The organism is Pseudomonas sp. LBUM1647 (genome assembly GCF_059716175.1).
The window spans coordinates 4,301,634-4,326,677 of record NZ_CP166809.1 but is presented as its reverse complement, the minus strand read 5'-3'; the positions used below and the strand labels follow the sequence as shown (position 1 = coordinate 4,326,677).

Below are 25,044 nucleotides of genomic sequence, written 5' to 3'. Positions count from 1 at the left end.
AAGTTCTCACAGGAGAATCTTCATGTCATTGCTCTCTAATTCACTGCGGATCGGCGTCATCGGCACCGGGGCCATCGGCCAGGACCATATCCGTCGTTGCAGCCAGACCCTGCTCAATAGCCAGGTAGTTGCTGTGACCGACATCAACTTGCAGCACGCCGCGAAGGTCGTTTCCGACCTGAAGCTGACCGCCGAGGTCTATCCCGACGGTCATGCGCTGATCAAGGCGCCGGAGGTCGAAGCGATCCTCGTCACCTCCTGGGGCCCGAGCCACGAAGAGTTCGTGCTGGCGGCGATTGCCGCGGGTAAACCGGTGTTCTGCGAGAAGCCGCTGGCGGTCACCGCTGAAGGCTGCCGCAAAATCGTCGAGGCCGAAGTGGCCCACGGCAAGCGCTTGGTCCAGGTCGGCTTTATGCGTCCGTATGATGAAGGTTATCGGGCACTGAAAGCCGTGATCGACAGCGGTCAGATTGGTGAGCCATTGATGTTGCACTGCGCGCACCGCAACCCGAGCGTGGGTGAAAACTACAAGACCGACATGGCGATCACCGACACGCTGATCCATGAGCTGGATGTGTTGCGCTGGTTGCTCGACGACGATTACGTGTCGGTGCAAGTGGTGTTCCCGCGCAAGAGCAGCAAGGCCCTCGCGCATTTGAGAGACCCGCAGATCGTGCTGCTGGAAACCGCCAAGGGCACGCGCATCGACGTGGAAGTGTTCGTTAACTGCCAATACGGCTACGACATCCAGTGCGAAGTGGTGGGGGAGACCGGCATCGCCAAACTGCCGGAACCGTCGCAGGTTCAGTTGCGCAGCGGGGCCAAGTTGTCCAACGCGATTTTGATGGATTGGAAGGATCGGTTTATTGCCGCGTACGACGTCGAGTTGCAGGCGTTCATCGATGGTGTGCGGGCCGGGCAGGTCGGTGGGCCTTCGGCGTGGGATGGTTTCGCCGCTGCCGTCGCAGCAGACGCGTGCATCGAAGCACAAAACAGTGGGGCGATCGTAAAAGTCGGTCTGCCAGACCGCCCACACTTCTACGGCTAACCCCCGATCCCCTGTAGGAGCTGCCGAGTGAAACGAGGCTGCGATCTTTTGATCTTGATCTTAAAAATCAAAAGATCGCAGCCTCGTTTCACTCGACAGCTCCTACAGGGGGGCGGTGTCGAATTTGGGTGAAGGAGAACAAAAACATGCGCATCGCACTAGACCCCTACATGTACCGCACCCTGTCCCTGGGCAAGATGGTCGATAAGGTCGCCGAGCTCGGTTACGAACACATCGAACTCTCGCCCCGGGAAGATTTCCTGCCGTTCTACAAAGCTCCGCGGGTCGACAAGGCGCGGATCAAGGAATTTCGCAAAGCCCTGAGCGACACCGGGGTCAAGCTCTCTTCCTTATTACCGATGTACCACTGGGCCGCTGCCGACGAAGGCCTGCGTGTTGCCGCCGTACGCAACTGGAAACGGGCGATCCAGATTGCCGTGGAGATGGACTGCGAGCTGGTCAACACCGAGTTCACCGGCCAGTCAGACAACCCGCTGGTGTGCGAGAACCAGTTCATGCGCTCCATGGACGAGCTGATCCCGGAGTTCGAACGCGAAGGTATCAAGCTTGATATTCAGGCTCATCCTTATGACTTCTGCGAGCGTAACAACGAATCGGTGGACATCATTCGCGGTCTGGATCGCGAGTGGATCAACTACCTTTACGCGGCGCCGCATACCTTCTTCTATGACGACGGCAAAGGCGATATCGCCTCGATGCTCAAGTATGCCGGGTCGAAGCTGAGCCACCTGATCATCGCCGACACCTACAACCACAAGGCTTCTTCCGGGTTGCGCTACATCGTCAACCCGCCGGGTGTCGTCGCCACCGTGCACCAGCATCTGGACATCGGTCAGGGTGAAGTCGATTGGGACGCGTTTTTCGGTACCCTGCGCGAGATCCAGTTCGACGGCATCGCCACGGTCTCGGTATTTGCCTGGGAAGACCGGCCGGATGAATCCAACCGGATGATGCTTGAACGGGTCAAAAGCGAACTCTGCCACTGACGACACCACAAACCCCTGTAGGAGCTGACGAGTGAAACGAGGCTGCGATCTTTCAAGATCAAAAGATCGCAGCCTCGTTTCACTCGTCAGCTCCTACAGGACCGTTTCGATCGTCATAACAATAAGAAGGAGTTGATTCATGCGTATCGGACTTGTCGGTTACGGCCATGGCGGCCGGTTTTTCCATGCTCCGCTGATCAGCAGTTTGCCGGCGGCGACGTTCGTGGGTGTGGTCACCCGTTCACCGGAACGCCGACAATTGCTGGCGGCCGAGCACCCAGGGGTGCCAGCGTTCGACAGCATCGGCCAACTGGTGGAGGCCGGGATCGATGTGCTGGTGGTGTCCACGCCGCTCAAGGGCCGTCCGGCACTGGTGCTCGATGGCATCGAACACGGTGTGGCGGTGGTCAGCGACAAACCGTTCGCCGCTGAAGCGCAGCAAGCGCAAACCCTGATCACCATGGCCGAGCGCCAGGGCGTGCGGCTCAGCGTCTACCAGAACCGTCGCTGGGACTCGGATTTCCTGACCGTGCGCAAACTCATCGAGTCCGGTGCGTTGGGCCAGGTCACCCGTTTCGAATCGCGGATCGAGCGTTACTCACCGCAGGCGGTGAACAATGGCAGTGGTGGTGGCTTCCTGCGCGATCTCGGTAGCCATCTGGTGGATCAGGCGTTGCTGTTGTTCGGCCCGGTGACACGGGTCTACGCCGAACTGGATTACCTGGAAAAAGGCCAGGTCTTCGACAACGGCTTCTTTATGGCCCTGACCCACGCCAGCGGCGTCACCTCCCACCTGGGCGGCAGTTGCCTGCAAAACACCCCCGGCCCGCGCTTTCGGGTGACCGGCACCCAAGGTTGTTACAGCGTCGATGGCCTGGATGGGCAAGAAGCATCGGCACTCGCCGGGCTCTCGCCAAAATCCGAAGGTGAGCGCTGGGGTGTTGAAGAGCATCGCCGCTGGGGTTGGTTCGAACAGGGTGAGGTGCGCGAGCGGGTTCCCTCCGAACGCGGTTGCTGGAATCAGTTCTATTTACAGCTGCAAGCCGCGTTGCAGAGCGGTGGCCCACTGCCTGTGGATGCCCGTGATGCACTGGCGACCACCCGCGTACTAGACGCTGCGCGACTGAGCGCCGAGCGGCATCAAGTGGTGGAATTGAGCCCGTTCGAAAGCCATGGAATAAAATCAGAATAAAATTCTAAAATGAGTTGATATAGAAATTATATTCCAATAGAGTCATTTCCAGCGACCTGCCTCGCAACCTGTTTCAACCCTTTTCCCGCTTGCCTGCTTACTGAAATCGTCACGCCTCATCCATAAAACCAACAAGAATGTGGAGAAAGACTTTTCATGAAGACCAAGATCCGCTTCGCCTCACTTGCCTTGTCCCTGATGTTCGCCAGTGGCGCGGCGCTCGCCGATATGAAGATCGGCGTCAGCATGTCCCAATTCGATGACACCTGGCTGACCTACCTGCGCGAATCCATGGACAAGAAAGCCAAGTCCTATCCCGAGGGCGTGCAGCTGCAATTCGAAGACGCCCGCAGCGACGTGGTCAAGCAGTTGAGCCAGGTCGAAAGCTTCATCAGCCAGAAGGTCGATGCCATCGTGGTCAACCCGGTGGATACCGCCGCCACCCGGAAAATCACTGAAGCCGCCGTCAAGGCCGGCATCCCGCTGGTCTACGTCAACCGCCGCCCCGATGACCTGAAGCTGCCCAAAGGCGTCGTCACTGTCGCCTCCAACGATCTGGAGGCCGGTGAAATGCAGATGCAGTACCTGGCCGACAAAATGGGCGGCAAGGGTGACATCGTGATTCTGCTGGGCGACCTCGCGAACAACTCCACCACCAACCGCACCAAGGGCGTCAAAGACGTTCTGGCCAAATACCCGAACATCAAGATCGAGCAAGAGCAGACCGGCATCTGGTCGCGGGACAAGGGCATGACCCTGGTCAACGACTGGCTGACCCAAGGCCGCAAGTTCGACGCGATCGTGTCCAACAACGACGAGATGGCGATTGGCGCGGCCATGGCCCTGCAACAAGCCGGCGTCGAAAAGGGTAGCGTGCTGATCGCCGGTGTCGACGGTACGCCCGACGGTTTGAACGCGGTGAAGAAGGGCTCCCTGGCCGTCTCGGTGTTCCAGGACGCCAAGGGTCAGGCCGACGGCTCCATCGACACCGCCGTGAAAATGGCCAAGAACGAGCCGGTTGAACAGGCCGTGTGGGTGCCATACCGCTTGATCACCCCGCAAAACGTCGACACGTTCAAATAGCCCGTCGGTTCAATAACAACAATAAATACGCAAGGTTGCGACCGCGACCTTGCTGATGGAGTACCTGATCATGTTCGCTTCAGCGACTGCTTCGAGCACCCCGTTGGTGGGTATCCAGCCAGCTGCAACACCTGTCGATGAGCCGTACCTGCTGGAGATCATCAACGTCAGCAAGGGATTTCCCGGTGTGGTGGCCTTGTCCGATGTGCAGCTTCGGGTACGCCCCGGTTCCGTGCTGGCCCTGATGGGCGAAAACGGCGCGGGCAAATCCACCCTGATGAAAATCATTGCCGGCATCTATCAGCCGGACGCCGGTGAACTGCGCCTGAGAGGCAAACCGGTGGTTTTCGAAACGCCATTGGCTGCGCTCCAGGCCGGAATCGCGATGATCCACCAGGAACTCAACCTGATGCCGCACATGAGCATCGCCGAGAACATCTGGATCGGCCGTGAGCAGCTCAACGGTTTCCACATGATCGACCACCGGGAAATGCATCGCTGCACGGCGAAACTGCTGGAACGCTTGCGGATCAACCTCGATCCGGAAGAGCAGGTCGGCAACCTGAGCATCGCCGAACGGCAGATGGTCGAGATCGCCAAAGCGGTGTCCTACGATTCCGACATCCTGATCATGGATGAGCCGACCTCGGCCATTACCGACAAGGAAGTTGCGCATCTGTTCTCGATCATTGCCGACCTCAAGAGTCAGGGCAAAGGCATCATCTACATCACCCACAAAATGAACGAAGTGTTCAGCATCGCCGATGAAGTGGCAGTGTTCCGTGACGGCGCCTACATCGGATTGCAACGGGCCGACAGCATGGACGGCGACAGCCTGATTTCGATGATGGTCGGCCGCGAGCTAAGCCAGTTGTTCCCGGTGCGTGAAAAGCCGATCGGCGATCTGCTGCTGTCGGTGCGCGACCTTAAACTGGACGGCATTTTCAAGGATGTTTCCTTTGACCTGCACGCCGGCGAAATCCTCGGCATCGCCGGGTTGATGGGCTCGGGACGGACCAACGTCGCCGAAGCGATTTTCGGCATCACCCCGAGCGACGGTGGCGAGATTCGTCTCGACGGCGAAGTGGTGCGCATCAGCGATCCGCACATGGCGATTGAGAAGGGCTTCGCGTTACTGACCGAAGATCGCAAGCTCAGCGGCCTGTTCCCGTGCCTGTCGGTGCTGGAGAACATGGAAATGGCGGTGTTGCCGCATTACGCCGGCCACGGTTTCATCCAGCAAAAAGCCCTGCGCGCCTTGTGCGAAGACATGTGCAAGAAGCTGCGGGTCAAAACCCCGTCGCTGGAGCAGTGCATCGACACCTTGTCCGGCGGTAATCAGCAGAAGGCATTGTTGGCGCGCTGGCTGATGACCAATCCACGGATCCTGATTCTCGACGAGCCGACCCGCGGTATCGATGTCGGCGCCAAGGCCGAGATCTACCGGCTCATCTCCTACCTCGCCAGCGAAGGCATGGCGGTGATCATGATTTCCTCGGAACTGCCGGAAGTGCTCGGCATGAGCGACCGGGTGATGGTCATGCACGAGGGCGACCTGATGGGCACCCTCGACCGCAGCGAAGCGACCCAGGAACGAGTGATGCAATTGGCCTCGGGCATGTCCGCGGTTCACTAAGCAAGGGTGAACACAGTTCTGTGGTGAGTAGGGACTCTGTGGCGAGGGGATTTATCCCCGTTGGGCTGCGAAGCGGCCCCAAAAGAATGGGACTGCTGCGCAGTCCAACGGGGCGGTGCGACGTTTCGCTCAATCCCCTCGCCACGAACAAGCTCCCTCACCACAGGCAAGCTCCCTCGCCACACAGATTTCTATTAAAGGGTGGGTTATGAACGCGATACTGGAAAACAAGCCAGCAACGGCACCGGTCAAGAGTCGCCGGCGCTTTCCGACCGAGTTGAGTATTTTCCTGGTGCTGATTGGCATCGGCCTGGTCTTTGAAGTGTTTGGCTGGATCGTGCGTGACCAGAGCTTCCTGATGAACTCCCAGCGTCTGGTGCTGATGATTCTGCAGGTGTCGATCATCGGTCTGCTGGCGATCGGCGTGACCCAGGTCATCATCACCACGGGTATCGACCTGTCTTCCGGCTCGGTGCTGGCGCTGTCGGCGATGATCGCTGCCAGTCTGGCCCAGACGTCGGATTTCGCTCGGGCGGTGTTCCCGTCGCTGACTGACTTGCCGGTGTGGATTCCGGTGATCGCCGGGCTCGGGGTAGGGCTGCTGGCGGGGGCGATCAACGGCAGCATCATTGCCATCACCGGTATCCCGCCGTTCATTGCCACCCTCGGCATGATGGTCTCGGCTCGCGGCCTCGCGCGTTACTACACCGAAGGCCAACCGGTGAGCATGCTTTCGGATTCCTACACGGCCATCGGACACGGCGCGATGCCGGTGATCATTTTCCTGGTGGTCGCGGTGATCTTTCATATCGCCCTGCGTTACACCAAGTACGGCAAGTACACCTACGCCATCGGCGGCAACATGCAGGCAGCGCGTACCTCGGGGATCAACGTCAAGCGGCATCTGGTGATCGTCTACAGCATCGCCGGGTTGCTGGCAGGCCTGGCGGGTGTGGTGGCGTCAGCACGGGCCGCGACCGGGCAGGCCGGGATGGGCATGTCTTATGAGCTGGACGCGATTGCCGCGGCCGTGATCGGCGGCACCAGCCTGGCGGGCGGAGTAGGGCGCATCACCGGCACGGTCATCGGCGCACTGATCCTCGGGGTCATGGCCAGCGGTTTCACCTTCGTCGGCGTCGATGCCTACATTCAGGACATCATCAAAGGCCTGATCATCGTGGTGGCAGTGGTCATCGATCAGTACCGCAACAAGCGCAAACTCAAGCGCTGAGCCTCAGATAAAGCAGCCAATGCGCCACGCCTGACCACGCGTGGCGCAACCATTTGTCTTCTATATACAGCCGCTCGATTGAATTTCTTGCTATAAACGCACTCCGATAACCATCGCAAAGACTGCCGTAGAGCACTTTCAGGGCTTTGTCGGACAAATTCGCTGTCTTTTCAGTTGCTGAGGCCTCAAGTCGGCCTTAGACTGCCGCCCCTCGTAAATTGAGTGCCGGGTGGCGCTTGGAATTAAACGGCGCCTTTCCGATGGCCAACCCAGGTCCGCCGGAACGCTCCCTAATTCGCCTTAATGCACGTTTTTTTATAGAGATATCAATGACAAAGGACAAGTTGCTGGCCATGCCGGCGGATGACTACATGAATGCCGAGCAACATGCTTTTTTCTCTGAGCTGTTGCAGAACATGAAAGTCGAAACCCATGAGCGCATCGAACAGAACCGCATCGCCATCGAAAGCCTGGACACCCCGGCCGATCCGGCCGACGCTGCTTCCGTTGAAGAAGAGCGCACCTGGCTGGTGAACGCGATCGATCGCGATCAACGCATGCTGCCTCAGTTGGAACAGGCTCTGGAACGCATCAAGGAAGACAGCTTTGGCTGGTGCGACGACAGCGGCGAGGCCATTGGCCTGAAGCGCCTGCTGATCAGCCCGACCACCAAGTACTGCATCGAAGCTCAAGAGCGTCACGAACAGATCGACAAGCACCAGCGTCAGGCCTGATTTCGTAACGCCCCGCATCGCGGGCAAGCCTCACTCCTATCAGGAGCAAGGCTTGCCCGCGATGCTTTTTTTCGTCTGCGAAAAACCCGCGCACTTCTATTGATCTGCTGCAATGCCCACTACTAATGGACCATAGATAATGGCCTTGTAGTGGCGTTAAATGCCGATACAACAATTAGAATTATTCGTGGGGTGACGAAGATGACGCGTGACGGATCTGTGGTTGCAGCAGTGTCTGCACCCGTACTTTTGCCGAAAAACCTTTGGCTGACGCCGACTCTGCAAAGCATCGCCCTGATGCTGTTGTTGTGCGGCATGACGCTGGGCGGCTGGTCGCTTTACCTTGTCCTGCCATTGGCCGTGCTGGTGATCTGGCTACCTCGCTTGCGCTCGCGCGCCATCACTGAGGCAACCCCCGTCGACAGCGCCGGCGCGATTGCCGAGTTGACTCGTGATCTTTCCTACACTACCAGTCATAACGCGTTGTCTGCCGCCGGTGTGGCCTTTTCGGTCAAGCAACTGGCCGACAAACTGCAATCGCAGCTCGGTGCCGCGGCGCAGATTGTCAGCAACGCCGAAGTGATGATCGCGACCGAACAAGCCACCTCGACACTCAGCCGGGAAGCGCTCAGTGCGGCAAGCGAGGCTCATCAGAGCAGCGCGGCAGGACGTACGGAGCTGATGGAGTCCATCGCCCGTATGCATCAACTCAGTCAGCGCGCCAGCAACAGCCGTGAACTGATCGAAGCCCTGAGCCTGCGCAGTGATGATATCCAGCGGGTCACCCTGGTGATCCAGTCCATCGCCAGCCAGACCAATCTTCTGGCATTGAACGCGGCTATCGAGGCGGCGCGGGCCGGCGAGCATGGTCGCGGATTTGCGGTGGTGGCCGATGAGGTTCGCGGTCTGGCCGCGCGCACCGCGACGGCCACTGGCGAAGTCGGGGAAATGGTCGCTGATATTCAGCAACGCACCGCGCAAGTGGTGGAGCAGATCCGTCAACTGTCCAGCGACCTCGACACCGGTGTCGAGCAGGTCGAGCACACCGGTCAGCACTTGGAGAACATTGCACGTCTGGCTGCCGGCGTCGAAAGCCAGGTCGGGGAAATCGCCAGGGGCGCCGACACCAACCGCGAACAACTCGATAGCCTGTTTCACGCCATCGAACAGATGCGCAGCGATCTGGCGATCAGTGATCAACAGACCCAGCGCCTGGCCCAGGCCGCCGTGCAAATGGAAGGTCAGGCCGAAACCATCAGCGAACGCCTTGCCGAAGTCGGGCTGGATGACTACCACCAACGGATTTATGACCTGGCCCGCGAAGGCGCAAGTCAGATTGCGGCGCGCTTTGAAGCGGATATCGACGAGGGTCGCGTGAGCCTCGATGATCTGTTTGACCGCAATTACCAAACCATTCCCAACACCAGCCCGGCCAAATACCAGACCCGCTTCGATCGCTACGCCGATCAGGTCTTGCCGGCGATCCAGGAACCCATGTTGCCGCGTCATGAAGGCCTGGTGTTCGCCATCGCCTGTACGCAGCAGGGCTATGTGCCGACCCACAACAAGGTCTTCAGCCAACCACTGACCGGTGATGCGCAGGTCGATACCTTGCAGAACCGCACCAAACGCAAATTCGCAGACCGCACCGGGATCCGCTGCGGCAGTCACCAGCAGGCCGTACTGCTGCAAACCTACACCCGCGACACCGGTGAGCTGATGCACGACCTCTCGGTGCCGATCATGCTCAAGGGCCGGCATTGGGGTGGTCTGCGATTGGGCTATAAACCCGAGAATCCTCGCTAGACGCGTGATGCTGACTTGTGTGGCGAGGGGATTTAGCGAAACGTCGCACCGCCCCGTTCGGCTGCGCAGCAGTCGTCAGTCCGGATAATTCAGTATGTCTGAACGGATGCTGGGGGCCGCTTCGCGACCCAACGGGGATAAATCCCCTCGCCACAGGCAAGTCCCCTCGTCACAGGTTTTTCGTTGACTCAAGATATTTGGGCTAGTGGATCTGATGCATGCGCAGGTTCAGGTCGTCGACCACCCGCGCCCAATCCGCGTCTTCACGCAATTGTTCTTTCAGGAAGCCTGCTTGCTGCGGGGTCCAGAACTCGGCATCGATGAGTTTCTTGTCGTCGGCCAGGGGTGAATGGCTGGCAATGAAATCGTCGATGGCCTTCTCGCTGGAGTCCAGACCGAGTTGGTCGAACAAGCCTTTCAAGTCATGTGTGGGTGAATCCATGTTCATCTCCTTGAGGTTGCTCAGTTGCATCGAGAGCGCAATCGGCAGTGCTGTGTCATTGCATCTGAGGGAACCGCGCGCCGAGAGTTCGATAGGGGTTTAGCAGCTTTCTGCGGATTCGCCACCATGATGGCACTAGGCTATTGCCTGTCGCGGTTTCAACGATTACGATGCCGTCGCGTTTTTGGCGTCACTGAGCCGCCATTCAAAGAGTTCGAACAAGGATGTAGGCGACACTCGCTCCCCAGGTTTACCGCCTTTCAGTGCTGAATTGCCCATCCCTTGCACGATTTTCTTTCGAGCCGACGCATCCCCGATCCCGCATGAAAAGGATGTATGCAGTGAAGCGTCTTGTTTATCTGATGGCCATCGCGCTAGGCCTGTCGTTGACTGGTTGTGTGTCTTTCACTCCGCTGGGTCCCATCGGCGAGCCCTTGAGCCCCGCGCCATCCACCCTTGATCGCAGTGCCGAGATCAGCGACGTGGTGATTTCCGCCCCCGAGCTGGACGATAAGGTGCGTGTCGCCGGCAGCCGGCAGTTGACCGAGCAGATCAGCACCTATGTCGACAAAAGCGATTACTTCAAGCGAATCGTGGTGTTCCCGGCCAAGGCGGGTGAGGACGACGTGGTGCTCAAGTTCAACCTGACTTCGCTGGCAGGCAAACGCACGATGCACCCGGCTTACATTCCCGGCGCGCTGGTGACCTTGACCCTCTGGATCTGGGTCGACGGTCCGATTTACGTCGATAAATACGACCTCGCGGGCGAGCTGATCATCGAAGACCGTCAGGGCAAGCAACTGGCCAGGTCGGTCGAGCAGGTCAAGCTCGACAAGAATGTCGGCCTGTGGAACGCCGATTACCTCAATCCCCGACTGGGCGGTACCCAGCTGCGTGAACTGATTGCTCAATTGTTGGCCGGCGCCACCCCTCAACTGCGTACACCGTCAAAGGAATTGGCAGCACATGAATAAGTACCTTTTGGTTTTGCTGGTGTTGGTCAGCAGCACCCTGACCGGCTGCATTTCCTACTCCCAACATGATTTGCCACCGGTGGACCAGTGGCCACCGGCCCAGGCCAGACAAGACAAGCCCAGTGCTTATCTGCACGTGACCACTCAGCAGCAGTTCAACGGCGAACTGTCGGGTGGCGTGGGCAATGCGGCGCTGGTGGAAAAGAACATGCTGGAAACCTTCAAGGAGTCCGGACAGTTCAAAAACGTGACCACCGACAAAGTCGACTCGAACCTGTACGTCACGAGTACCTTGACCAATAACGAGCAGGGCAATATCGCCAGTGCCTGGCTGACGGGGTTCACGTTTTTCGTGATCCCGACGACGTTCAGCAATACCTTCACGCTGGAAACGGTGTTCAAGGATCAGGAAGGCAACGTGCTGGGTAAAATCGTCAAACAGGAGAGCACTCGCACCTGGCTGCAGATCCTGCTGATTGTCGGGTTGCCGTTCAATGAACGAGGGGACGTGCTGCTCAAGCACCTGACCCAAAGCACGCTGGATGAAGCGGTCAAGCGCAAGCTGATCTGATTGGTAGTTGAAATGACGGCGTGCAGCCTGTGCAAGGTTGGCACGCCGCAGGCATCTCCCGGGCCGAGGTGCCGACCTTGCCGGCGAGGCAGGTTTTAGCCTGATGCAGCGCGCTGGTGGTCATGAAAATCGCGCTGTTCAGTGCCGGTTCCCGGACTCGTCCACCCCCATCTCAGGCTTTCAATGCACCTTCATCGACCGCAAGCTTCAGCTCCTTGGCGGCTTCCTGCGCAGCGATGGCGGCGACGTCCGAGGTCTTGAACCAGCGATCCTTCTCCACCTGGTGATACGTCACGGTGGTCAGCGGTGGTTTGGCGCGCATGATAATGACTGCCTGGAATTCGCCTTCGACTTCTCTGGCTTCGCCCCGGATAAAAAATTCACCGATATCAAATTCCGTCACGTAGCAGCCTTCCCTTGAAATATTCTGTTGTTTTGAACGCCGCCCACCCTGGGGACGGGTTTCATTGGTCGGGCAGTATGGCAGTAGTTGCATGCCGGCGGCTGAGTTAAGTCGCCGGCATGACGAAGCGTCTATGGAAATGAACGTGGCGTGACCGTCAACCGTGTAACTCGAGCGAGCGGGCAAGGGCGCAGGCTTCGTTATGATTGCCGCGGAAACCTCTGACGCGGCCGGTGGAAATTTCCTTGATATGAAAAAAGGCATTGCCGGCCAGAATGACCCGAAAGCGTGGCCGGGCGAGCTCTTCAGGGTAGTATTCATGCGATTGAAACATCCCTGGGGGCAGTGTCCTCGAGCTGTTCGTATTGGGCGCCTGAGGGTGAGCAAAATGTGTCAGCGTGCACATATGAAGTCCTTTTCGTTGTTTTACCGACGTGTGTACGTGGTTTTGGGTAGTCTCGATGAGCATCGCTGCTCTAGAATCACCGTCAGTGTTTGGCGATCGATGTTCATCTAAATCAATTTTTTGCTGGCGATATGTCGGAAAAGTGCTTTTTTTAAAGAGCTTTTTCCCTAAAGTTGGTAGTCCCGTTTTTCTGGCCGTCGGAAGGGCTTTTTCCTTCAACCTCTGACGAACGCCAGGCAAGACGACGTGAGTGTTGTTCCAGTAGTCTTCTCAAGCCTCGCGATGGATGAGCCCTCTGCTCGTTTCAGGATTTCAACCCGGGCCTTTTTTGCGACACCTTCGGCATTGCCGCTTTTTTCTGCTGTGCGCTGCTTTCCTGCGTGCAGCATCATTTTCAGATGTGGGGATGTTTCCTTGGCAGTAAGTAATCTCGATATGCATGCTTTGTTCGTGCTGGGTGATTTGCGCGCAAAGCTGGTTAAACAGTTCCAGTCACGTTTCGTTTACGTCACCGAACAGAACGCTGAAGGCATTTACATTGCCGAGATCGATACCGAAGAAGCGCTGGTGGTTGATGACAAACCAGGGCTTAAACTCAAGGTCGGCGATCATTTCAGCGCCTCTGTATTACCCAGTCGCGAAGGCGGCAAGCTGGACATCAAGTTCCGCGAAATCAAACTGACGGTTTACGGCCTGGGTGATTACGCGTTCGTCACCACCGCTGATGGTCACGGGATCGTGTTCAAGGAAGGTCATAGCGTGGTGATGGTGTTCGCCGCTCACCAACAGTTGCAGGAAGGCCTGACCAAAACCCTGAAAGCCGTGACCGCCAAGGCTGCCAAGTGGCGCAAAGGGGAACTGGTCACCTTCAAGGCCAGCGAATAATGACCCTGACCCGCGCCGACTTCCACGAACAGAACCAGGTCAGTGCGCAAGCCGAAGCCCAGCGGCTGTTCGACCAGAAGGCTGTTTTGCAAGGTGCATGGCTGGGTTGGGTGGCGTCACAGATCTATACGTTGCGTCCGGCGGAATACGCCAGCATGGTACGAAGAGCGTTGGCGCGCTTGCAGGAACCTCCCGAAAACTGATTGACCTCCCTCGAAAGCAGGAACCTCTACTACAGTCAGTTGACTGAGTATTCAGAGGCTTTGCGGTCTTCTGCCAGGCCATCCTGCTATTGCTGTGAACAGCACGAGGTGCAAAAGCATGAACGGATTTCGACGGTTGCTGGCCGCTACCCTGGCCACTTTCGGATTGTTGGCTTCACCCGTTCCGGTGTTCGCTGCCCAGGCGCCGATCCACTTCGCCGATCTGAACTGGGAAAGCGGCAGCCTGATCACCGATATCCTGCGGATCATCGTCGAGAAGGGCTACGGGCTGCCGACCGACACCTTGCCGGGGACAACCATCACGCTAGAGACCGCACTGGCCAACAATGACATTCAGGTCATTGGCGAAGAGTGGGCCGGTCGCAGTCCGGTCTGGGTCAAGGCTGAGGCCGAAGGCAAAGTCGCGAGTCTCGGCGATACGGTCAAGGGCGCCACCGAGGGTTGGTGGGTGCCCGAGTATGTGATCAAGGGCGACCCGGCGAAAGGCATCAAGCCGCTGGCGCCGGGCCTGCGCAGTGTCAGCGACCTGCCGAAATACAAGGACGTGTTCAGAGATCCGGAAGCCCCGGGCAAGGGGCGCTTCCTCAACAGCCCGATCGGCTGGACGTCGGAAGTGGTCAACAAACAGAAACTCAAGGCGTATGGGCTGGACGACAGCTATGTGAATTTCCGCAGCGGTTCCGGCGCAGCGCTGGATGCGGAAATCAGTTCTTCAATTCGGCGCGGCAAACCGGTGCTGTTCTATTACTGGTCACCAACTCCGTTGCTTGGCCGCTTCAAACTGGTTCAGCTCGAAGAGCCGCCGTTCGACGCCGATGCCTGGAAAACCCTGACCGACGCCGACCACCCGAATCCGAAACCGACTCGCTCACTGCCCTCGAAGCTGTCCATTGGCGTGTCCACGCCATTCCAGAAACAGTATCCGCAGATTGCCGAGTTCTTCAGCAAGGTCGACTTGCCAATCGATCCATTGAACAGGGCGCTGGCCGAGATGAGCGAAAAACACACCCCGCCACGGCAGGCGGCGCAGGCGTTCATGAAGGCGCACCCGGACGTGTGGCAGGCCTGGGTGCCCAAGGATGTAGCGGATAAAGTCTCTGCCGAGTTGAAGTGACCGACCTGTAGGAGCTGCCGCAGGCTGCGATCTTTTGACTTTGTTTTTAACAACAAGATCAAAAGATCGCAGGCTTCGCCAGCTCCTACATGAAGCGGGTACATCCGGTAGATCGAGGATTAAAACCTGGTCTGCACCGCCAACTCGAAGGTGCGCGGCGTACCAAGGTAATACGCCGGTGATACATGCGCGAACTCGGCATACACCTCATTGGTCAGGTTGCGCACCCGGCCGGTGACGGTGGTGTGTTGATCGACCTTGTAGCTGAGGAACGTTCCGAAGAGCGTGTACGACGGCACGGTCAGGGTGTTGGCGCTGTCGGCAAACACCGAGGCCACATACCGCGCATCGACACCGCCCTGCCATTGCGGCGTGAAGTCATAGGTCAGCCACAGATTGCCGACCCGGTCCGGCACGTTGGTCGGTGTGTTGCCTTTGCGTGAAACCACGACACCCGCCGCATTCTTCTCGTTGAATTCGTCGTACTGCGCATCGACCCAGGCGAAGTTGCCTTCGGCCAACAGCTTGTCAGTGATCCGCAACGAACTGGCCAGTTCGATCCCTTTGGACGTCTGCTGACCCACTGGAATGCTGCCGGTCGGATCCAGCGGATCGGTGACTGCGAAGTCCTTTCGCTCGATCGTGTAAACCGCCACTGTCGCCGAGCCGCGGCCGTCCAGATAGTCGAATTTACTGCCGACTTCCCATTGCTTGCCGGTGGACACGTCGAAGTCTTGCGTGCCGTTGGGCTGTTCGGCGGCGGTGCTGTATTGCACGTAGACGTTGGCTTCGGGGATGAACTGGTAAGTCAGGCCGACCCGACCGGTCACCGGCTCCCAGCTGCGCTTGAGGTGCCGGGGATTGCTGGCGGTCACGACTCGGTGGTTGGTCACGTCCAGGTCGATGTCGTCGTAACGTAGGCCAGTCAGCAGCGCGAGTTTGTCGGTGACGGCCAAACGGTTCTCGGCGAACAGGGCTTTGGTGGTGACTTCGTTGGTCTTGTCGCTGACAAAACCCGGTCGGGTGCCCGGGATGTCATAGAAGTGACCCGGCTGAAAGTGATTCGGGTCGACGGTGCTGGCACCTTTGACGTTCAGCGGCGAGTTGGTGGTCTGGTTGACCTTGTACTCGAAGCCGCCGGACCAGGTCGTGTCCAGCCCGAACAACGTGTTGTCGTGACGCAGTTCGAACTGGTTGCCGTTCTGCTCGCCCTGATGGCGGACCTGATACGCCGTGGAGCGATTCACCGCACTGTTGTCGGCGTTGTACTGGTAGGTTTCCAGGTTGCGGTAATCGCGCTGGCTGTCGAGGTGGTAAAGGGTGTTGTGCAGGCTGGTGCTGTCGTTGATCCGGTAGTCGATGATCGAGCGCACCCAAATCGTGCGCTGCTCGTAGCGGCCGTCCTCGACGTTGTAGTTGTTGAATCGGTTGTGCTTGTCGATCTTCAATTCGCCGGCCTTGGGGTTGAGCACCGGCGTGCCCCAGTAAGGGCTGTCTTCGTGTTCATCCTGATATTCCAGGGCCAGGGTGTGGGACAGGTTGGGCGTCAGGTCGCTGAGCAGCGAGAACGCCACGCTCCACGCATCACGCTCCTGGCGGTCGATGTAGCCGTTGCCGGTGTTGTGGCTGACGTCGAGCCGCGCGTAGTGCTGCACGTCCGCGCTGGCATCGCTCAGGGCGTGGTTGAGGCCGAATGCGGTCTCGGTGGTGTCGTAGCTGCCGTAGCTGACCCGGCCTTCGATGGCTTGCTCTTCACGGGTGGCCAGTTTGGTCACGTAGTTCAGCGAACCGCCCACCGAGCCAGCACCGTTGATCAGCGATGACGGGCCGCCGACCAGCTCCACGCGATCATAGATCCAGGCATCTACCGGCCGGGCGAGGCCGCCGGAAACATTGATGCCGTTGAACATCTGGGTGATCTGGCTGCTGGTGAAACCGCGATAGGAGACGAACCCGCCGAAACCCGGCGGTGCGCTGGCGTTGACGCCCGGTAGGGTGTTGGCGGCGTCCTGGAAGTTCTGCGCGCCGTGGCGCTCGATGTCGTTGCGGTTGGCCACGGCTACCGAGGCGGGGGTTTCGCGCACGCTCAGGCCAAGCCGCGACGCCATGCCGCTGGACTGATCCAGACTCAGCCCGGGCTCAGACGCCGCTTCGCCATCAATGGTGATGGGCGCGAGGTCGATTGTGGATTGCGCCCAGGCGTTTACAGACAGGCAGCCGAACAGGCTTGCCAGTAAAGGAATGCGTTTCATCGATGAATCCTGAATGCTTGACTAGGAAACAGCGCACAGGCGAACGCTACGCGTTGGCGAAGTGGGCTGATCGGAAAAGGCGAAGAAATTCAGGCGACAGGCGGAGCGCGAGGATTGGCCGAGGGCCAGGTGAAGCGGGCAGGGAGGTCAGCGTTGGCGACGACGGCCAAGGGCGGACTGTGTTGCTGCGGGAGGATCGCCAGGGTCAGGCTGGAGTTGAGCGCCGGGCCCATACCGCCGGTGGAGCACAACGGGCAGCCGAAGGCCTTGGACAGGGTCGGCAGTTTGTCTTCGGAGGTGTTCGACGAGGCCGGCAGCTGACTGGCCGGGTCGACGGTACAGAACTGGCCGCCGATGCCGTTGAGCTGCATCCCGACCATTTGCCCGTGACCGATACTGCAGGCGAACACGTTGAACAGGACGCAGCAATAAAGCATCCAGGCCATCAATGTGCGATCAGTTCGGGCGAGTTTCATGGAGCGGCACTTTATCATCGCTGATGACGAATACCCTTACAAAATCGTTCAAGGAAGTTCATTCTGCTGCGACATTTCACGCTGGAACACTGAACATGAGCCTATTGATCGCGCAATGGATGGCTGCCATCTTCCTGTTGATCAGCCTGATCCACCTGTATTGGGCGGCGGGTGGCAAGTTGGGTAGCGAGGCGGCGGTCCCGCGAGTGTCCGCAGAGGGCGGCGGGGAACCCAGGCCGGCCTTCAAGCCTTCAGGCTTTGCCACGTTGCTGGTGGCGGTCGGATTGCTGCTGATTGCGATGCTGGTGTGCTTGCGGGTCGGCCTGTATCTGCCGACGGTGCATCACTGGTCGCTGCAATGGGTGATCAGCGCCATTGCGATGCTGATGTTCGCCAGGGCGATTGGCGATTCGAATTTGATAGGGTTCTTCAAGCAGGTGAAGGATTCGAAGTTTGCCCGGCTCGACACCTGGGCTTATTCGCCGTTGTGTGTGGTGTTGGGGGCCGGGTTGTTGGCAGTCGCCTGGATTTGATCTGAGGTAATGCAAGATCAAAAGATCGCAGCCTCGTTTCACTCGACAGCTCCTACATGGGTTATGCATTCCCCTGTAGGAGCTGTCGAGTGAAACGAGGCTGCGATCTTTTTTCGCGTTTAACTCCCGCTTTCCGTACGCCGACTGCTCACCTCAGCCGGCACATCATCCCCCGCCATGCGCTTGCGAAACAGCGCCGCCCGCGCCAGCAGCAACGTGGTCACCGGCACCGTTATCGACAACAGAATCGGAATCAGCCAGGCATGCAGCACCGGCCCGGACTTGAGTGCCGAAAAGTAAATGATCGAGGCCAACGCCACGCACCAGGCACCCAAGGTCGATGCCAGCGCCGGCGGGTGCATGCGCTGGAAGTAATCCTTCATCCGCACCAGACCCACGGCGCCAATCAGTGCAAACAGACTGCTGAGCACCAGCAGGATCGCCACCGGAATTTCAACCCACAGAGACAGTTCAGCGCTCATTCGATCACCTCGCCACGCAGGAGGAATTTCGCCAGGGCAAACGAGCCTACGAAACCGAACAGCGCAATCAGCAGCGCCGCCTCAAAGTAAGTGTCACTGGCATAACGAATACCCAGCGCCAGCATCATCAGCATCGCGATGATGTACAGGTAATCCAGCGCCAGAACCCGGTCCTGGGCCGACGGCCCCTTGAACAGCCGGATCAGGGTCAGAATCATCGCCAAGGAAAAGATGAACAGGCTCAACAGGATTGCGTTCGACAGCAAGGCGCTCATTCGAAGATCTCCATCAAGGGGCGCTCGTAGGTCGCCTTGAAGTGCTGGATGAACAGCGCTTCGTCATCCAGATCGAAGACGTGCAGCAACAAAATGCTGCGGTCCAGCGCCAGTTCCGACCATACGGTGCCGGGAACCACCGTGCAGATCATCGACAACGCGGCCAGGCCATTGGCGTCACGCAAGTCCAGCGGCACCTTGATGAAGCGCGAACGCGGTGGACGGCGACCGGCGTTGAGCACGCCCCAGGCCACGGCGAGGTTAGACACCACCACGTCGCGACCGACAAGAAAGAACAAACGCACAATCACGCCCGGCCGACGAATGCGGATCGGCAGCGGTCGCAGCTTGCGCATCATCAGCGGCGCGCAAAACCCCAGCACCGCGCCCAGCAGCAGATTGCCGGGGCTCATCGACAGGTTCAGCACCAGCCACAGCAACCACAGCGCCAGCGACAACCAGGGAGCAGGAAACAGACGCTTCATGGTGTGACCTCCGCTACTGCGGCTTTGGCTTCCGGGCTTGGAATCGCACGGGTGCCGAGCACCGCCATCACGTATTGCTGCGGGTTGTTCAAGGCTTGGGCGGCCGCCTGGGTATAGCGCAGCAGCGGTTCGGCCTTGAAGGTCAGCGCAATGCTCAAGCCCAGCAGTGCAATGATCGGCACGCATTCGAAACGTCGCAGCAACGGCGATGGCCGCTCCTCGGGTGTCCAGAAGCGCTGGATGCCCAAGCGCGAGAACGCGATCAACGACGCCAGCCCGGAGAGGATCAGCAACGCCAGCAAGCCCCACGCTGCGTTTGAGATCGGCTCATCGCTGCCATTGCCCAGGCCCAACGGATTGAGCAGAGCGCTGAGCAAGCCGAGTTTGCCAACGAATCCTGAGAGCGGCGGCATGCCGATGATCAGCAGTGAGCAGGCAATGAAGCTCAACCCGAGGAACGCCATGGTCCAGGGAATCACCTGGCCGACCACGGCTTTCTGCTCGTCATCGAGGTTGATGCCTTTGGGCGGCTGCAAGGATTCCATCGGTCGCGGCAGATCGCCGTCATCGAACAACGGCATTTCATTGGCCGAACGCGAACGCTCGATCAACTCGGCCAACAGGAACAACGCGCTCAACGCGAGGGTCGAGCTGACCAAGTAGAACAGTGCCGCGCCGATCAGGTTCGGCTGGGCGAAACCGATGGCCGACAGCAGAATCCCGGCCGACACCAGAATGCTCAGGCTGGCCAGGCGCTCCAGTCGTTGTGCGGCGAGGATCGCCACCGCAGCGCAGACGATGGTCGCCATGCCGCCGTAGATCAGCCAGTCGCCGCCAAAGTACGCCGAGGCGCCGGCCTGGCCGGAAAACAGCAAGGTCCACAGACGCAGCAAGGTGTAGACGCCGACCTTGGTCATGATCGCGAACATCGCCGCTACCGGCGCGCTCGCCGCGGAATACGCCGGCACCAGCCAGAAGTTCAGCGGCCACATCCCGGCCTTGGCCAGGAACGCCACGGCCAGAATCCCCGCGCCGGCATGCAGCAGGCCGCGATCGGCTTCCGGCACCAGCGGGATTTTCAGCGCCAGGTCGGCCATGTTCAGGGTGCCGGTGACGCCGTAGATCAACGCCGCGCCAATCAGAAACAGCGACGAGGCCAGCAGGTTGATCGAGATGTAATGCAGCCCCGACGACACCCGCGCCCGGCCCGAACCGTGGAGCATCAGGCCGTAAGAGGCCGCCAGCAACACTTCAAAAAACACAAACAGGTTGAACAGGTCTGCCGTCAGGAATGCGCCATACAGGCCCATCATCTGGATCTGGAACAGCGCGTGGAAACTCGAACCGGCGCCGTCCCAACGGGCCATGGCGAACAGCAGGGCGCTGACGCCGATGATTCCGGTCAGCACCAGCATCAGCGCCGACAGTCGATCGACCACCAGCACGATACCGAACGGCACCTGCCAGTTGCCCGGCAGGTACACGCCGATGGAGCCGGGGACACCCGTCTCCTGAGTCCATTGCAGCAACAGCACGGCAATACCCAACCCCACCAGGCTGGAAAACAGGTTGATCTTGGCCTTCAGCGGACGGTGTTTCTCGCCCAGCATCAGCATCACGGCGGCGGTCAGCAGCGGCAGCAGAATCGGTGCAGCGATCAGGTGCGGCATCAGATTCATTCTTTAGGCTCCCGGCCATCCACATGGTCGGTACCGGTCAGGCCCCGGGAAGCCAGCAGCACCACCAGAAACAACGCGGTCATGGCGAAGCTGATCACGATCGCGGTCAACACCAGCGCTTGCGGCAGCGGGTCGGTGTAGTGCAGCAGGTCCTGCGGCACGCCGTCCTTGATGATCGGCTCCTTGCCGATAAACAGGCTGCCCATGCTGAAGATGAACAGGTTGACGCCGTAGGACAGCAGACACAGTCCCATCACCACTTGAAACGTCCGTGGCCGCAGGATCAGCCAGACCCCGGACGCGGCGAGCACGCCGATGGCGATTGCGATGACTTCTTCCATCAGACGGTTCCTTGCGTGGCGACGGATCGAGGCAGGGCAGCGGTTTTGTGACCCCGTACCGATTGGTGAGCGAGGGCGGTGAGGATCAACAGGGTCGAACCCACCACCACGGCGTACACGCCAATGTCGAAGAACAGCGCACTGGCGATGTGAATGTCGCCCAGCACCGGCAATTCGAAATGCCAGGTGTGGGTGGTCAGGAACGGATACCCGACCGCCATCGCACCCAGCCCGGTGACCGTGGCGAACAGCAGCCCGGTGCCCATCCAGCGCAGCGGTCGCAGGCTCATTTGCGCTTCGACCCACTGGGTGCCGGCGACCATGTATTGCAGGATGAACGCCACCGACATCACCAGACCCGCGACAAAACCGCCGCCCGGCTGATTGTGGCCGCGCATGAACAGGTAGACCGACACCACAAAGGCGATCGGCAACAGCAGGCGAACCAGCACCGCCGGCACCATCATGAAGCCGAGCGCGGTGTCGCTGGCATGACGCGGGTTGACCAGATCAGTGACCACGTCCGGTGCCAGCAAACGCTGCTGGGCTGGCAATTGCAGGCTTTCTTTCGGAGGTCGGAAGCGTCGGAGCAGGGCGAACACGGTCAGGGCCACGGCCACCAGCACGGTGATTTCACCGAGGGTGTCGAAGCCGCGGAAGTCCACCAGCATCACGTTGACCACGTTGCTGCCGCCGCCCTCGGGCAGGGCGCGGCTGAGGTAGAACGAAGAAATGTAGTTCGGCGTCTGGCGCGTCAACATCGCGTAGGCCAGCAGCGCCATGCCGCCGCCGACCACGGTCGACAACAGCAAGTCGCGGATACGGCGGATGCGTGCCTTGCGCAGTGTGCTCGGCAGCGGCGACACCTCTTCGATCCGTCGCGGTAGCCAGCGCAGACCGAGGAGGATCAACACCGTGGTCACCACTTCCACCGCCAATTGCGTCAGCGCCAGGTCCGGCGCCGAGAACCAGACAAACGTGACGCAGGTCATCAGGCCGCAGACGCTGACCATGGTCAGGGCCGCGAGCCGGTGATACTTGGCCTGCCATGCCGCGCCGAGGGCACAGGCAATCGCCAGCAGCCAGAGGGTCACGAAGACGATCGAGCCCGGAATCTTCGGCCGGTCGCCCCAGCTCAGGCTGCTATGGAGCATCGGGATCAACCCGGCCAACACGGCCGCGAGCACCACCAGGAACAATTGGGTTTGCAGGCGCTTGGTGCTGATCCGCCGTTCGAGACGACGGGCCAGGCGCATCATGATCACCAGGCTGCGTTCGAACAGGCGCTTGCCGTTGAACCGGCCAATGATCGGCGGGTACTTGAAACGCCCGTGTTTGAGCTGATTGCGCAACAGCAGATAAAGCACGATGCCGCAGGACATGGCGATCAGGCTCATGATCATTGGCGCGTTCCAGCCGTGCCAGATCGCCAGGCTGTATTCAGGCAAGGTGCCGCCCACCACCGGCAGGGCAGCAGCTGCCAGCAACGGGCCGACCACTTGCGCCGGGAAAATCCCCACGACCAGGCAGGCGAACACCAACAACTCCACCGGCGCGCGCATCCAGCGTGGCGGCTCGTGTGGGGTGTGCGGCAAGTCGGTGGCGGTCGGGCCGAAGAACACGTCGACGGTAAAGCGCAGCGAGTAGGCGACGCTGAAGGTACCGGCGATGGTCGCGACGATGGGCAGCGTCATCTCGATCCAGGCCGTGGCATTGATGAACACGGTTTCGGCGAAGAACATCTCTTTGGAGAGGAAGCCGTTGAGCAGCGGCACACCGGCCATGGAAGCGCTGGCGACCATGGCCAGGGTGGCGGTGAACGGGATCAGCTTGATCAAGCCGCTGAGCTTGCGAATGTCCCGGGTGCCGCTTTCGTGGTCGATGATCCCTGCGGCCATGAACAGCGAAGCCTTGAACGTAGCGTGGTTGAGAATGTGAAACACCGCGGCCACAGCGGCCAGCGGACTGTTCAGGCCCAGCAGCAGAGTGATCAGGCCCAGGTGACTGATGGTCGAGTAGGCCAGCAAACCCTTGAGGTCGTTCTGGAACATTGCGCAGTACGCGCCGAGCAACAGGGTGCAGGCGCCAGCGCCGCTGACGATGTAGAACCATTCTTCACTGCCGGACAGCGACGGCCACAGTCGTGCGAGGAGAAACACCCCGGCCTTGACCATGGTCGCCGAGTGCAGATACGCCGAAACCGGTGTTGGCGCCGCCATGGCATGGGGCAGCCAGAAGTGGAAGGGGAATTGTGCGCTTTTGCTCAGTGCGCCGATCAGGATCAGGGGGAGCAGAATAGGGTAGAGGGCGTGCGCGCGAATCAGATCGCCGGCGGCCAGGACCTTGTCCAGGTCATAGCTGCCGACTACATGGCCGAGCAGCATGACCCCCGCCAGCAAACACAATCCGCCTGCGCCGGTGACCATCAGCGCCATATAAGCGCCGCGTCGCGCATCGGCGCGGTGGTGCCAGTAACCGATCAACAGGAATGAAAAGACGCTGGTCAGCTCCCAGAAAAACACGATCTGGATCAGGTTGCCGGAGATCACCAGCCCGAGCATGGCGCCCATGAACGCCAGGAAAAACGCGAAGAACCGCGGCACCGGATCGTCCGGCGACATGTAGTAGCGGGCGTACAACGAAACCAGCGTGCCGATGCCCAGCACCAGCATCGAGAATAGCCAGGCGAAACCGTCCATGCGCAGGACGAAGTTCAGGCCCAGGCTGGGCAACCAGAAAAACTCTTCGCGGATCACGCCGCCATCGGCGATTTGCGGGTACAAGAGGGCGACCTGAACAGTGCCTATCAAGGCAACCAGGCCAGCCAACAAAGATTCGGTATTTCGCGCGTTGTGCGGCAGCAAGGCTGCCAGACAGCTGCCGATAAAAGGCAGAAGCAGTAGAACTATCAGGGACATAGGCTTCTAATCTGCGGAAGTTTGTGAAGCATCATACGTGCCAGCTCCCGGATCACCAAACGCCAAGCTGTCGCAGAATCCTACAAAGTAGACGGAAAAAACCTGATTCACATTGTTTCCAAGAGATAGGTTTGGTCTCTCGGACGCCATCGCGGGCAAGCCCGCTCCCACAAGGAAACGTTGAACCCTGTGAGAGCGGGCCTGCCCGCGATGAGGCCCTGACAGCCACCATAGAACTTGGCGATCAAACCGCTATCGTCAGACCTGCGCCCGAATTTGCCGTCCCAGCACATCCATCAAATCACACCCATCACGCTGCAACATTGCCGCCGCATGCGCGAGTTGCTGCACATCGGCCCCCTTGGCTTGAGTGATATCAAGACTGGCCAGACTTTCCATCATCTGCGTCACGGCCAGAAACCGTGTGGCCGCGTTGCTGTGCAACACATCCAGCGGGGCTTGAGTGGCGATCAGCAACACCGGGATGTCGCAGTCAATGTTGGTTATCGGCATGCGCGGGTTCATGCGTCACCTCCAGCTTGGGTCGCGTGCATCCCGTCAATGGATGCTTGAACCAACGAGCGCGCAGTACCAAGCATTTGCTGGCTGGCCCAGCGTAATGAAGCTTTGTGTTCATGGCGGGTGGCGGTGGGGGCTTGAGGGCTTCGGCGCAGCTGAGGTAGACCGCGGCGTATTCGAGGGCGTCGAGTAACGGAATGTCGGGTTGTACGGCGAAGAGGTGGTGGTCGCAGCGGGTGAAGGGGGTGGTGTAGGTATGTTCCGGGACTGACAACAACGCAAAATCCATTGTGCGGATCATGTACCATTCGCGATTCTTGATGTTCAA

The 25,044-nt window shown here is 59.5% G+C and carries 27 protein-coding genes; 14 read left to right on the top strand and 13 right to left on the bottom strand.

Features of this window, described 5'->3' with window-relative positions; genetic code table 11:
* Positions 1–22: 22 nt before the first annotated feature.
* The 8 genes from iolG to ACA059_RS19695 all read left to right on the top strand — a co-directional run bounded on the left by iolG (position 23) and on the right by ACA059_RS19695 (position 9,737).
* Positions 23–1,048, top strand: coding sequence for a bifunctional inositol 2-dehydrogenase/D-chiro-inositol 1-dehydrogenase (gene iolG, locus ACA059_RS19730; RefSeq protein WP_497630637.1), 1,026 nt, complete (start codon positions 23–25; stop codon positions 1,046–1,048).
* Between the two features lie 146 nt (positions 1,049–1,194).
* A complete protein-coding gene (locus ACA059_RS19725; protein WP_140894555.1) occupies positions 1,195–2,055 on the top strand; it encodes a sugar phosphate isomerase/epimerase family protein in 861 nt (286 codons plus the stop codon).
* A gap of 139 nt (positions 2,056–2,194) precedes the next feature.
* Positions 2,195–3,247 carry a Gfo/Idh/MocA family protein gene (locus tag ACA059_RS19720; RefSeq protein WP_497630636.1) on the top strand — a complete coding sequence of 351 codons (1,053 nt, stop codon included), beginning with the start codon at positions 2,195–2,197 and terminating at the stop codon, positions 3,245–3,247.
* A 156-nt stretch (positions 3,248–3,403) separates the two neighbouring features.
* Complete coding sequence (locus ACA059_RS19715; RefSeq protein ID WP_497630635.1) at positions 3,404–4,330, top strand: sugar ABC transporter substrate-binding protein; 927 nt, start codon at positions 3,404–3,406, stop codon at positions 4,328–4,330.
* Between the two features lie 70 nt (positions 4,331–4,400).
* Entirely contained in the window at positions 4,401–5,966 is a 1,566-nt protein-coding gene (locus tag ACA059_RS19710; RefSeq protein ID WP_283188239.1) for a sugar ABC transporter ATP-binding protein, read from the top strand.
* A gap of 208 nt (positions 5,967–6,174) precedes the next feature.
* A complete protein-coding gene (locus ACA059_RS19705; RefSeq protein ID WP_008153855.1) occupies positions 6,175–7,197 on the top strand; it encodes an ABC transporter permease in 1,023 nt (340 codons plus the stop codon).
* 329 nt (positions 7,198–7,526) lie between these two features.
* Positions 7,527–7,931, top strand: a complete 405-nt coding sequence (locus tag ACA059_RS19700; RefSeq protein ID WP_007907888.1) for a TraR/DksA family transcriptional regulator — start codon at positions 7,527–7,529, stop codon at positions 7,929–7,931.
* 201 nt (positions 7,932–8,132) lie between these two features.
* Positions 8,133–9,737 carry a methyl-accepting chemotaxis protein gene (locus tag ACA059_RS19695; protein ID WP_497630634.1) on the top strand — a complete coding sequence of 535 codons (1,605 nt, stop codon included), beginning with the start codon at positions 8,133–8,135 and terminating at the stop codon, positions 9,735–9,737.
* A 202-nt stretch (positions 9,738–9,939) separates the two neighbouring features.
* Here the strand turns inward: ACA059_RS19695 and ACA059_RS19690 are convergent, their stop codons facing one another.
* The gene (locus ACA059_RS19690) at positions 9,940–10,179 is read right to left on the bottom strand and encodes a DUF2789 domain-containing protein (RefSeq protein ID WP_033057641.1); all 240 of its coding nucleotides are present in this window, start codon (positions 10,177–10,179) and stop codon (positions 9,940–9,942) included.
* Between the two features lie 341 nt (positions 10,180–10,520).
* Here ACA059_RS19690 and ACA059_RS19685 point away from each other — a divergent pair, with 341 nt between their 5' ends.
* Both ACA059_RS19685 and ACA059_RS19680 read left to right on the top strand, forming a co-directional pair.
* Positions 10,521–11,153, top strand: a complete 633-nt coding sequence (locus tag ACA059_RS19685; RefSeq protein ID WP_497630633.1) for a hypothetical protein — start codon at positions 10,521–10,523, stop codon at positions 11,151–11,153.
* Positions 11,146–11,724 (top strand): hypothetical protein, encoded by a 579-nt coding sequence (locus tag ACA059_RS19680; RefSeq protein ID WP_095133450.1) that lies wholly within the window; start codon positions 11,146–11,148, stop codon positions 11,722–11,724. Before ACA059_RS19685 ends, ACA059_RS19680 begins: the two co-directional genes overlap by 8 nt.
* Positions 11,725–11,896: 172 nt before the next feature.
* Here the strand turns inward: ACA059_RS19680 and ACA059_RS19675 are convergent, their stop codons facing one another.
* Both ACA059_RS19675 and ACA059_RS19670 read right to left on the bottom strand, forming a co-directional pair.
* The gene (locus tag ACA059_RS19675; protein WP_497630632.1) at positions 11,897–12,127 is read right to left on the bottom strand and encodes a hypothetical protein; all 231 of its coding nucleotides are present in this window, start codon (positions 12,125–12,127) and stop codon (positions 11,897–11,899) included.
* A gap of 157 nt (positions 12,128–12,284) precedes the next feature.
* A complete protein-coding gene (locus ACA059_RS19670; protein ID WP_497634699.1) occupies positions 12,285–12,533 on the bottom strand; it encodes a hypothetical protein in 249 nt (82 codons plus the stop codon).
* 414 nt (positions 12,534–12,947) lie between these two features.
* Here ACA059_RS19670 and ACA059_RS19665 point away from each other — a divergent pair, with 414 nt between their 5' ends.
* The 3 genes from ACA059_RS19665 to ACA059_RS19655 all read left to right on the top strand — a co-directional run bounded on the left by ACA059_RS19665 (position 12,948) and on the right by ACA059_RS19655 (position 14,756).
* Complete coding sequence (locus ACA059_RS19665) at positions 12,948–13,418, top strand: hypothetical protein (RefSeq protein WP_054052821.1); 471 nt, start codon at positions 12,948–12,950, stop codon at positions 13,416–13,418.
* On the top strand, positions 13,418–13,621 hold the full coding sequence (locus ACA059_RS19660) for a hypothetical protein (protein ID WP_497630631.1): 204 nt from the start codon (positions 13,418–13,420) through the stop codon (positions 13,619–13,621). Before ACA059_RS19665 ends, ACA059_RS19660 begins: the two co-directional genes overlap by 1 nt.
* A gap of 118 nt (positions 13,622–13,739) precedes the next feature.
* A complete protein-coding gene (locus ACA059_RS19655) occupies positions 13,740–14,756 on the top strand; it encodes an ABC transporter substrate-binding protein (RefSeq protein WP_497630630.1) in 1,017 nt (338 codons plus the stop codon).
* Between the two features lie 119 nt (positions 14,757–14,875).
* Here the strand turns inward: ACA059_RS19655 and ACA059_RS19650 are convergent, their stop codons facing one another.
* Together ACA059_RS19650 and ACA059_RS19645 are read right to left on the bottom strand one after the other, a co-directional pair.
* Entirely contained in the window at positions 14,876–17,008 is a 2,133-nt protein-coding gene (locus tag ACA059_RS19650) for a TonB-dependent receptor (protein WP_497630629.1), read from the bottom strand.
* An 89-nt stretch (positions 17,009–17,097) separates the two neighbouring features.
* A complete protein-coding gene (locus ACA059_RS19645; RefSeq protein ID WP_129443417.1) occupies positions 17,098–17,484 on the bottom strand; it encodes a DUF2946 domain-containing protein in 387 nt (128 codons plus the stop codon).
* Positions 17,485–17,579: 95 nt separating this feature from the next.
* Here ACA059_RS19645 and ACA059_RS19640 point away from each other — a divergent pair, with 95 nt between their 5' ends.
* Positions 17,580–18,017, top strand: coding sequence for a DUF3995 domain-containing protein (locus ACA059_RS19640; RefSeq protein WP_497630628.1), 438 nt, complete (start codon positions 17,580–17,582; stop codon positions 18,015–18,017).
* 119 nt (positions 18,018–18,136) lie between these two features.
* Here the strand turns inward: ACA059_RS19640 and ACA059_RS19635 are convergent, their stop codons facing one another.
* The 8 genes from ACA059_RS19635 to ACA059_RS19600 all read right to left on the bottom strand — a co-directional run bounded on the left by ACA059_RS19635 (position 18,137) and on the right by ACA059_RS19600 (position 25,044).
* Positions 18,137–18,499, bottom strand: coding sequence for a Na+/H+ antiporter subunit G (locus ACA059_RS19635; RefSeq protein WP_347804738.1), 363 nt, complete (start codon positions 18,497–18,499; stop codon positions 18,137–18,139).
* Positions 18,496–18,774, bottom strand: a complete 279-nt coding sequence (locus ACA059_RS19630) for a K+/H+ antiporter subunit F (protein ID WP_008151692.1) — start codon at positions 18,772–18,774, stop codon at positions 18,496–18,498. The genes ACA059_RS19635 and ACA059_RS19630 overlap by 4 nt, the downstream gene beginning before the upstream one ends.
* Positions 18,771–19,259 carry a Na+/H+ antiporter subunit E gene (locus tag ACA059_RS19625; RefSeq protein ID WP_403139653.1) on the bottom strand — a complete coding sequence of 163 codons (489 nt, stop codon included), beginning with the start codon at positions 19,257–19,259 and terminating at the stop codon, positions 18,771–18,773. The genes ACA059_RS19630 and ACA059_RS19625 overlap by 4 nt, the downstream gene beginning before the upstream one ends.
* Positions 19,256–20,938: a monovalent cation/H+ antiporter subunit D gene (locus tag ACA059_RS19620; RefSeq protein WP_497630627.1), complete on the bottom strand. Its 1,683-nt coding sequence runs from the start codon at positions 20,936–20,938 to the stop codon at positions 19,256–19,258. Before ACA059_RS19620 ends, ACA059_RS19625 begins: the two co-directional genes overlap by 4 nt.
* Positions 20,935–21,279 carry a Na+/H+ antiporter subunit C gene (locus tag ACA059_RS19615; protein WP_007986256.1) on the bottom strand — a complete coding sequence of 115 codons (345 nt, stop codon included), beginning with the start codon at positions 21,277–21,279 and terminating at the stop codon, positions 20,935–20,937. Before ACA059_RS19615 ends, ACA059_RS19620 begins: the two co-directional genes overlap by 4 nt.
* Entirely contained in the window at positions 21,279–24,197 is a 2,919-nt protein-coding gene (locus tag ACA059_RS19610) for a monovalent cation/H+ antiporter subunit A (protein WP_497630626.1), read from the bottom strand. Before ACA059_RS19610 ends, ACA059_RS19615 begins: the two co-directional genes overlap by 1 nt.
* Positions 24,198–24,455: 258 nt before the next feature.
* Positions 24,456–24,710, bottom strand: a complete 255-nt coding sequence (locus tag ACA059_RS19605) for a short-chain dehydrogenase (RefSeq protein WP_497630625.1) — start codon at positions 24,708–24,710, stop codon at positions 24,456–24,458.
* Positions 24,691–25,044, bottom strand: coding sequence for a DUF3077 domain-containing protein (locus ACA059_RS19600; protein ID WP_497630624.1), 354 nt, complete (start codon positions 25,042–25,044; stop codon positions 24,691–24,693). The genes ACA059_RS19605 and ACA059_RS19600 overlap by 20 nt, the downstream gene beginning before the upstream one ends.

Coding starts and splice junctions, on each gene's coding strand:
- iolG (WP_497630637.1), top strand. CDS start 23: ATGTCATTGCTCTCTAATTCACTGCGGATCGGCGTCATCGGCACCGGG.
- ACA059_RS19660 (WP_497630631.1), top strand. CDS start 13,418: ATGACCCTGACCCGCGCCGACTTCCACGAACAGAACCAGGTCAGTGCG.
- ACA059_RS19715 (WP_497630635.1), top strand. CDS start 3,404: ATGAAGACCAAGATCCGCTTCGCCTCACTTGCCTTGTCCCTGATGTTC.
- ACA059_RS19695 (WP_497630634.1), top strand. CDS start 8,133: ATGACGCGTGACGGATCTGTGGTTGCAGCAGTGTCTGCACCCGTACTT.
- ACA059_RS19610 (WP_497630626.1), bottom strand. CDS start 24,197: ATGTCCCTGATAGTTCTACTGCTTCTGCCTTTTATCGGCAGCTGTCTG.
- ACA059_RS19700 (WP_007907888.1), top strand. CDS start 7,527: ATGACAAAGGACAAGTTGCTGGCCATGCCGGCGGATGACTACATGAAT.
- ACA059_RS19650 (WP_497630629.1), bottom strand. CDS start 17,008: ATGAAACGCATTCCTTTACTGGCAAGCCTGTTCGGCTGCCTGTCTGTA.
- ACA059_RS19725 (WP_140894555.1), top strand. CDS start 1,195: ATGCGCATCGCACTAGACCCCTACATGTACCGCACCCTGTCCCTGGGC.
- ACA059_RS19710 (WP_283188239.1), top strand. CDS start 4,401: ATGTTCGCTTCAGCGACTGCTTCGAGCACCCCGTTGGTGGGTATCCAG.
- ACA059_RS19615 (WP_007986256.1), bottom strand. CDS start 21,279: ATGGAAGAAGTCATCGCAATCGCCATCGGCGTGCTCGCCGCGTCCGGG.
- ACA059_RS19605 (WP_497630625.1), bottom strand. CDS start 24,710: ATGCCGATAACCAACATTGACTGCGACATCCCGGTGTTGCTGATCGCC.
- ACA059_RS19705 (WP_008153855.1), top strand. CDS start 6,175: ATGAACGCGATACTGGAAAACAAGCCAGCAACGGCACCGGTCAAGAGT.
- ACA059_RS19690 (WP_033057641.1), bottom strand. CDS start 10,179: ATGGATTCACCCACACATGACTTGAAAGGCTTGTTCGACCAACTCGGT.
- ACA059_RS19640 (WP_497630628.1), top strand. CDS start 17,580: ATGAGCCTATTGATCGCGCAATGGATGGCTGCCATCTTCCTGTTGATC.
- ACA059_RS19720 (WP_497630636.1), top strand. CDS start 2,195: ATGCGTATCGGACTTGTCGGTTACGGCCATGGCGGCCGGTTTTTCCAT.
- ACA059_RS19655 (WP_497630630.1), top strand. CDS start 13,740: ATGAACGGATTTCGACGGTTGCTGGCCGCTACCCTGGCCACTTTCGGA.
- ACA059_RS19670 (WP_497634699.1), bottom strand. CDS start 12,533: ATGTGCACGCTGACACATTTTGCTCACCCTCAGGCGCCCAATACGAAC.
- ACA059_RS19680 (WP_095133450.1), top strand. CDS start 11,146: ATGAATAAGTACCTTTTGGTTTTGCTGGTGTTGGTCAGCAGCACCCTG.
- ACA059_RS19630 (WP_008151692.1), bottom strand. CDS start 18,774: ATGAGCGCCTTGCTGTCGAACGCAATCCTGTTGAGCCTGTTCATCTTT.
- ACA059_RS19645 (WP_129443417.1), bottom strand. CDS start 17,484: ATGAAACTCGCCCGAACTGATCGCACATTGATGGCCTGGATGCTTTAT.
- ACA059_RS19620 (WP_497630627.1), bottom strand. CDS start 20,938: ATGAATCTGATGCCGCACCTGATCGCTGCACCGATTCTGCTGCCGCTG.
- ACA059_RS19625 (WP_403139653.1), bottom strand. CDS start 19,259: ATGAAGCGTCTGTTTCCTGCTCCCTGGTTGTCGCTGGCGCTGTGGTTG.
- ACA059_RS19635 (WP_347804738.1), bottom strand. CDS start 18,499: ATGAGCGCTGAACTGTCTCTGTGGGTTGAAATTCCGGTGGCGATCCTG.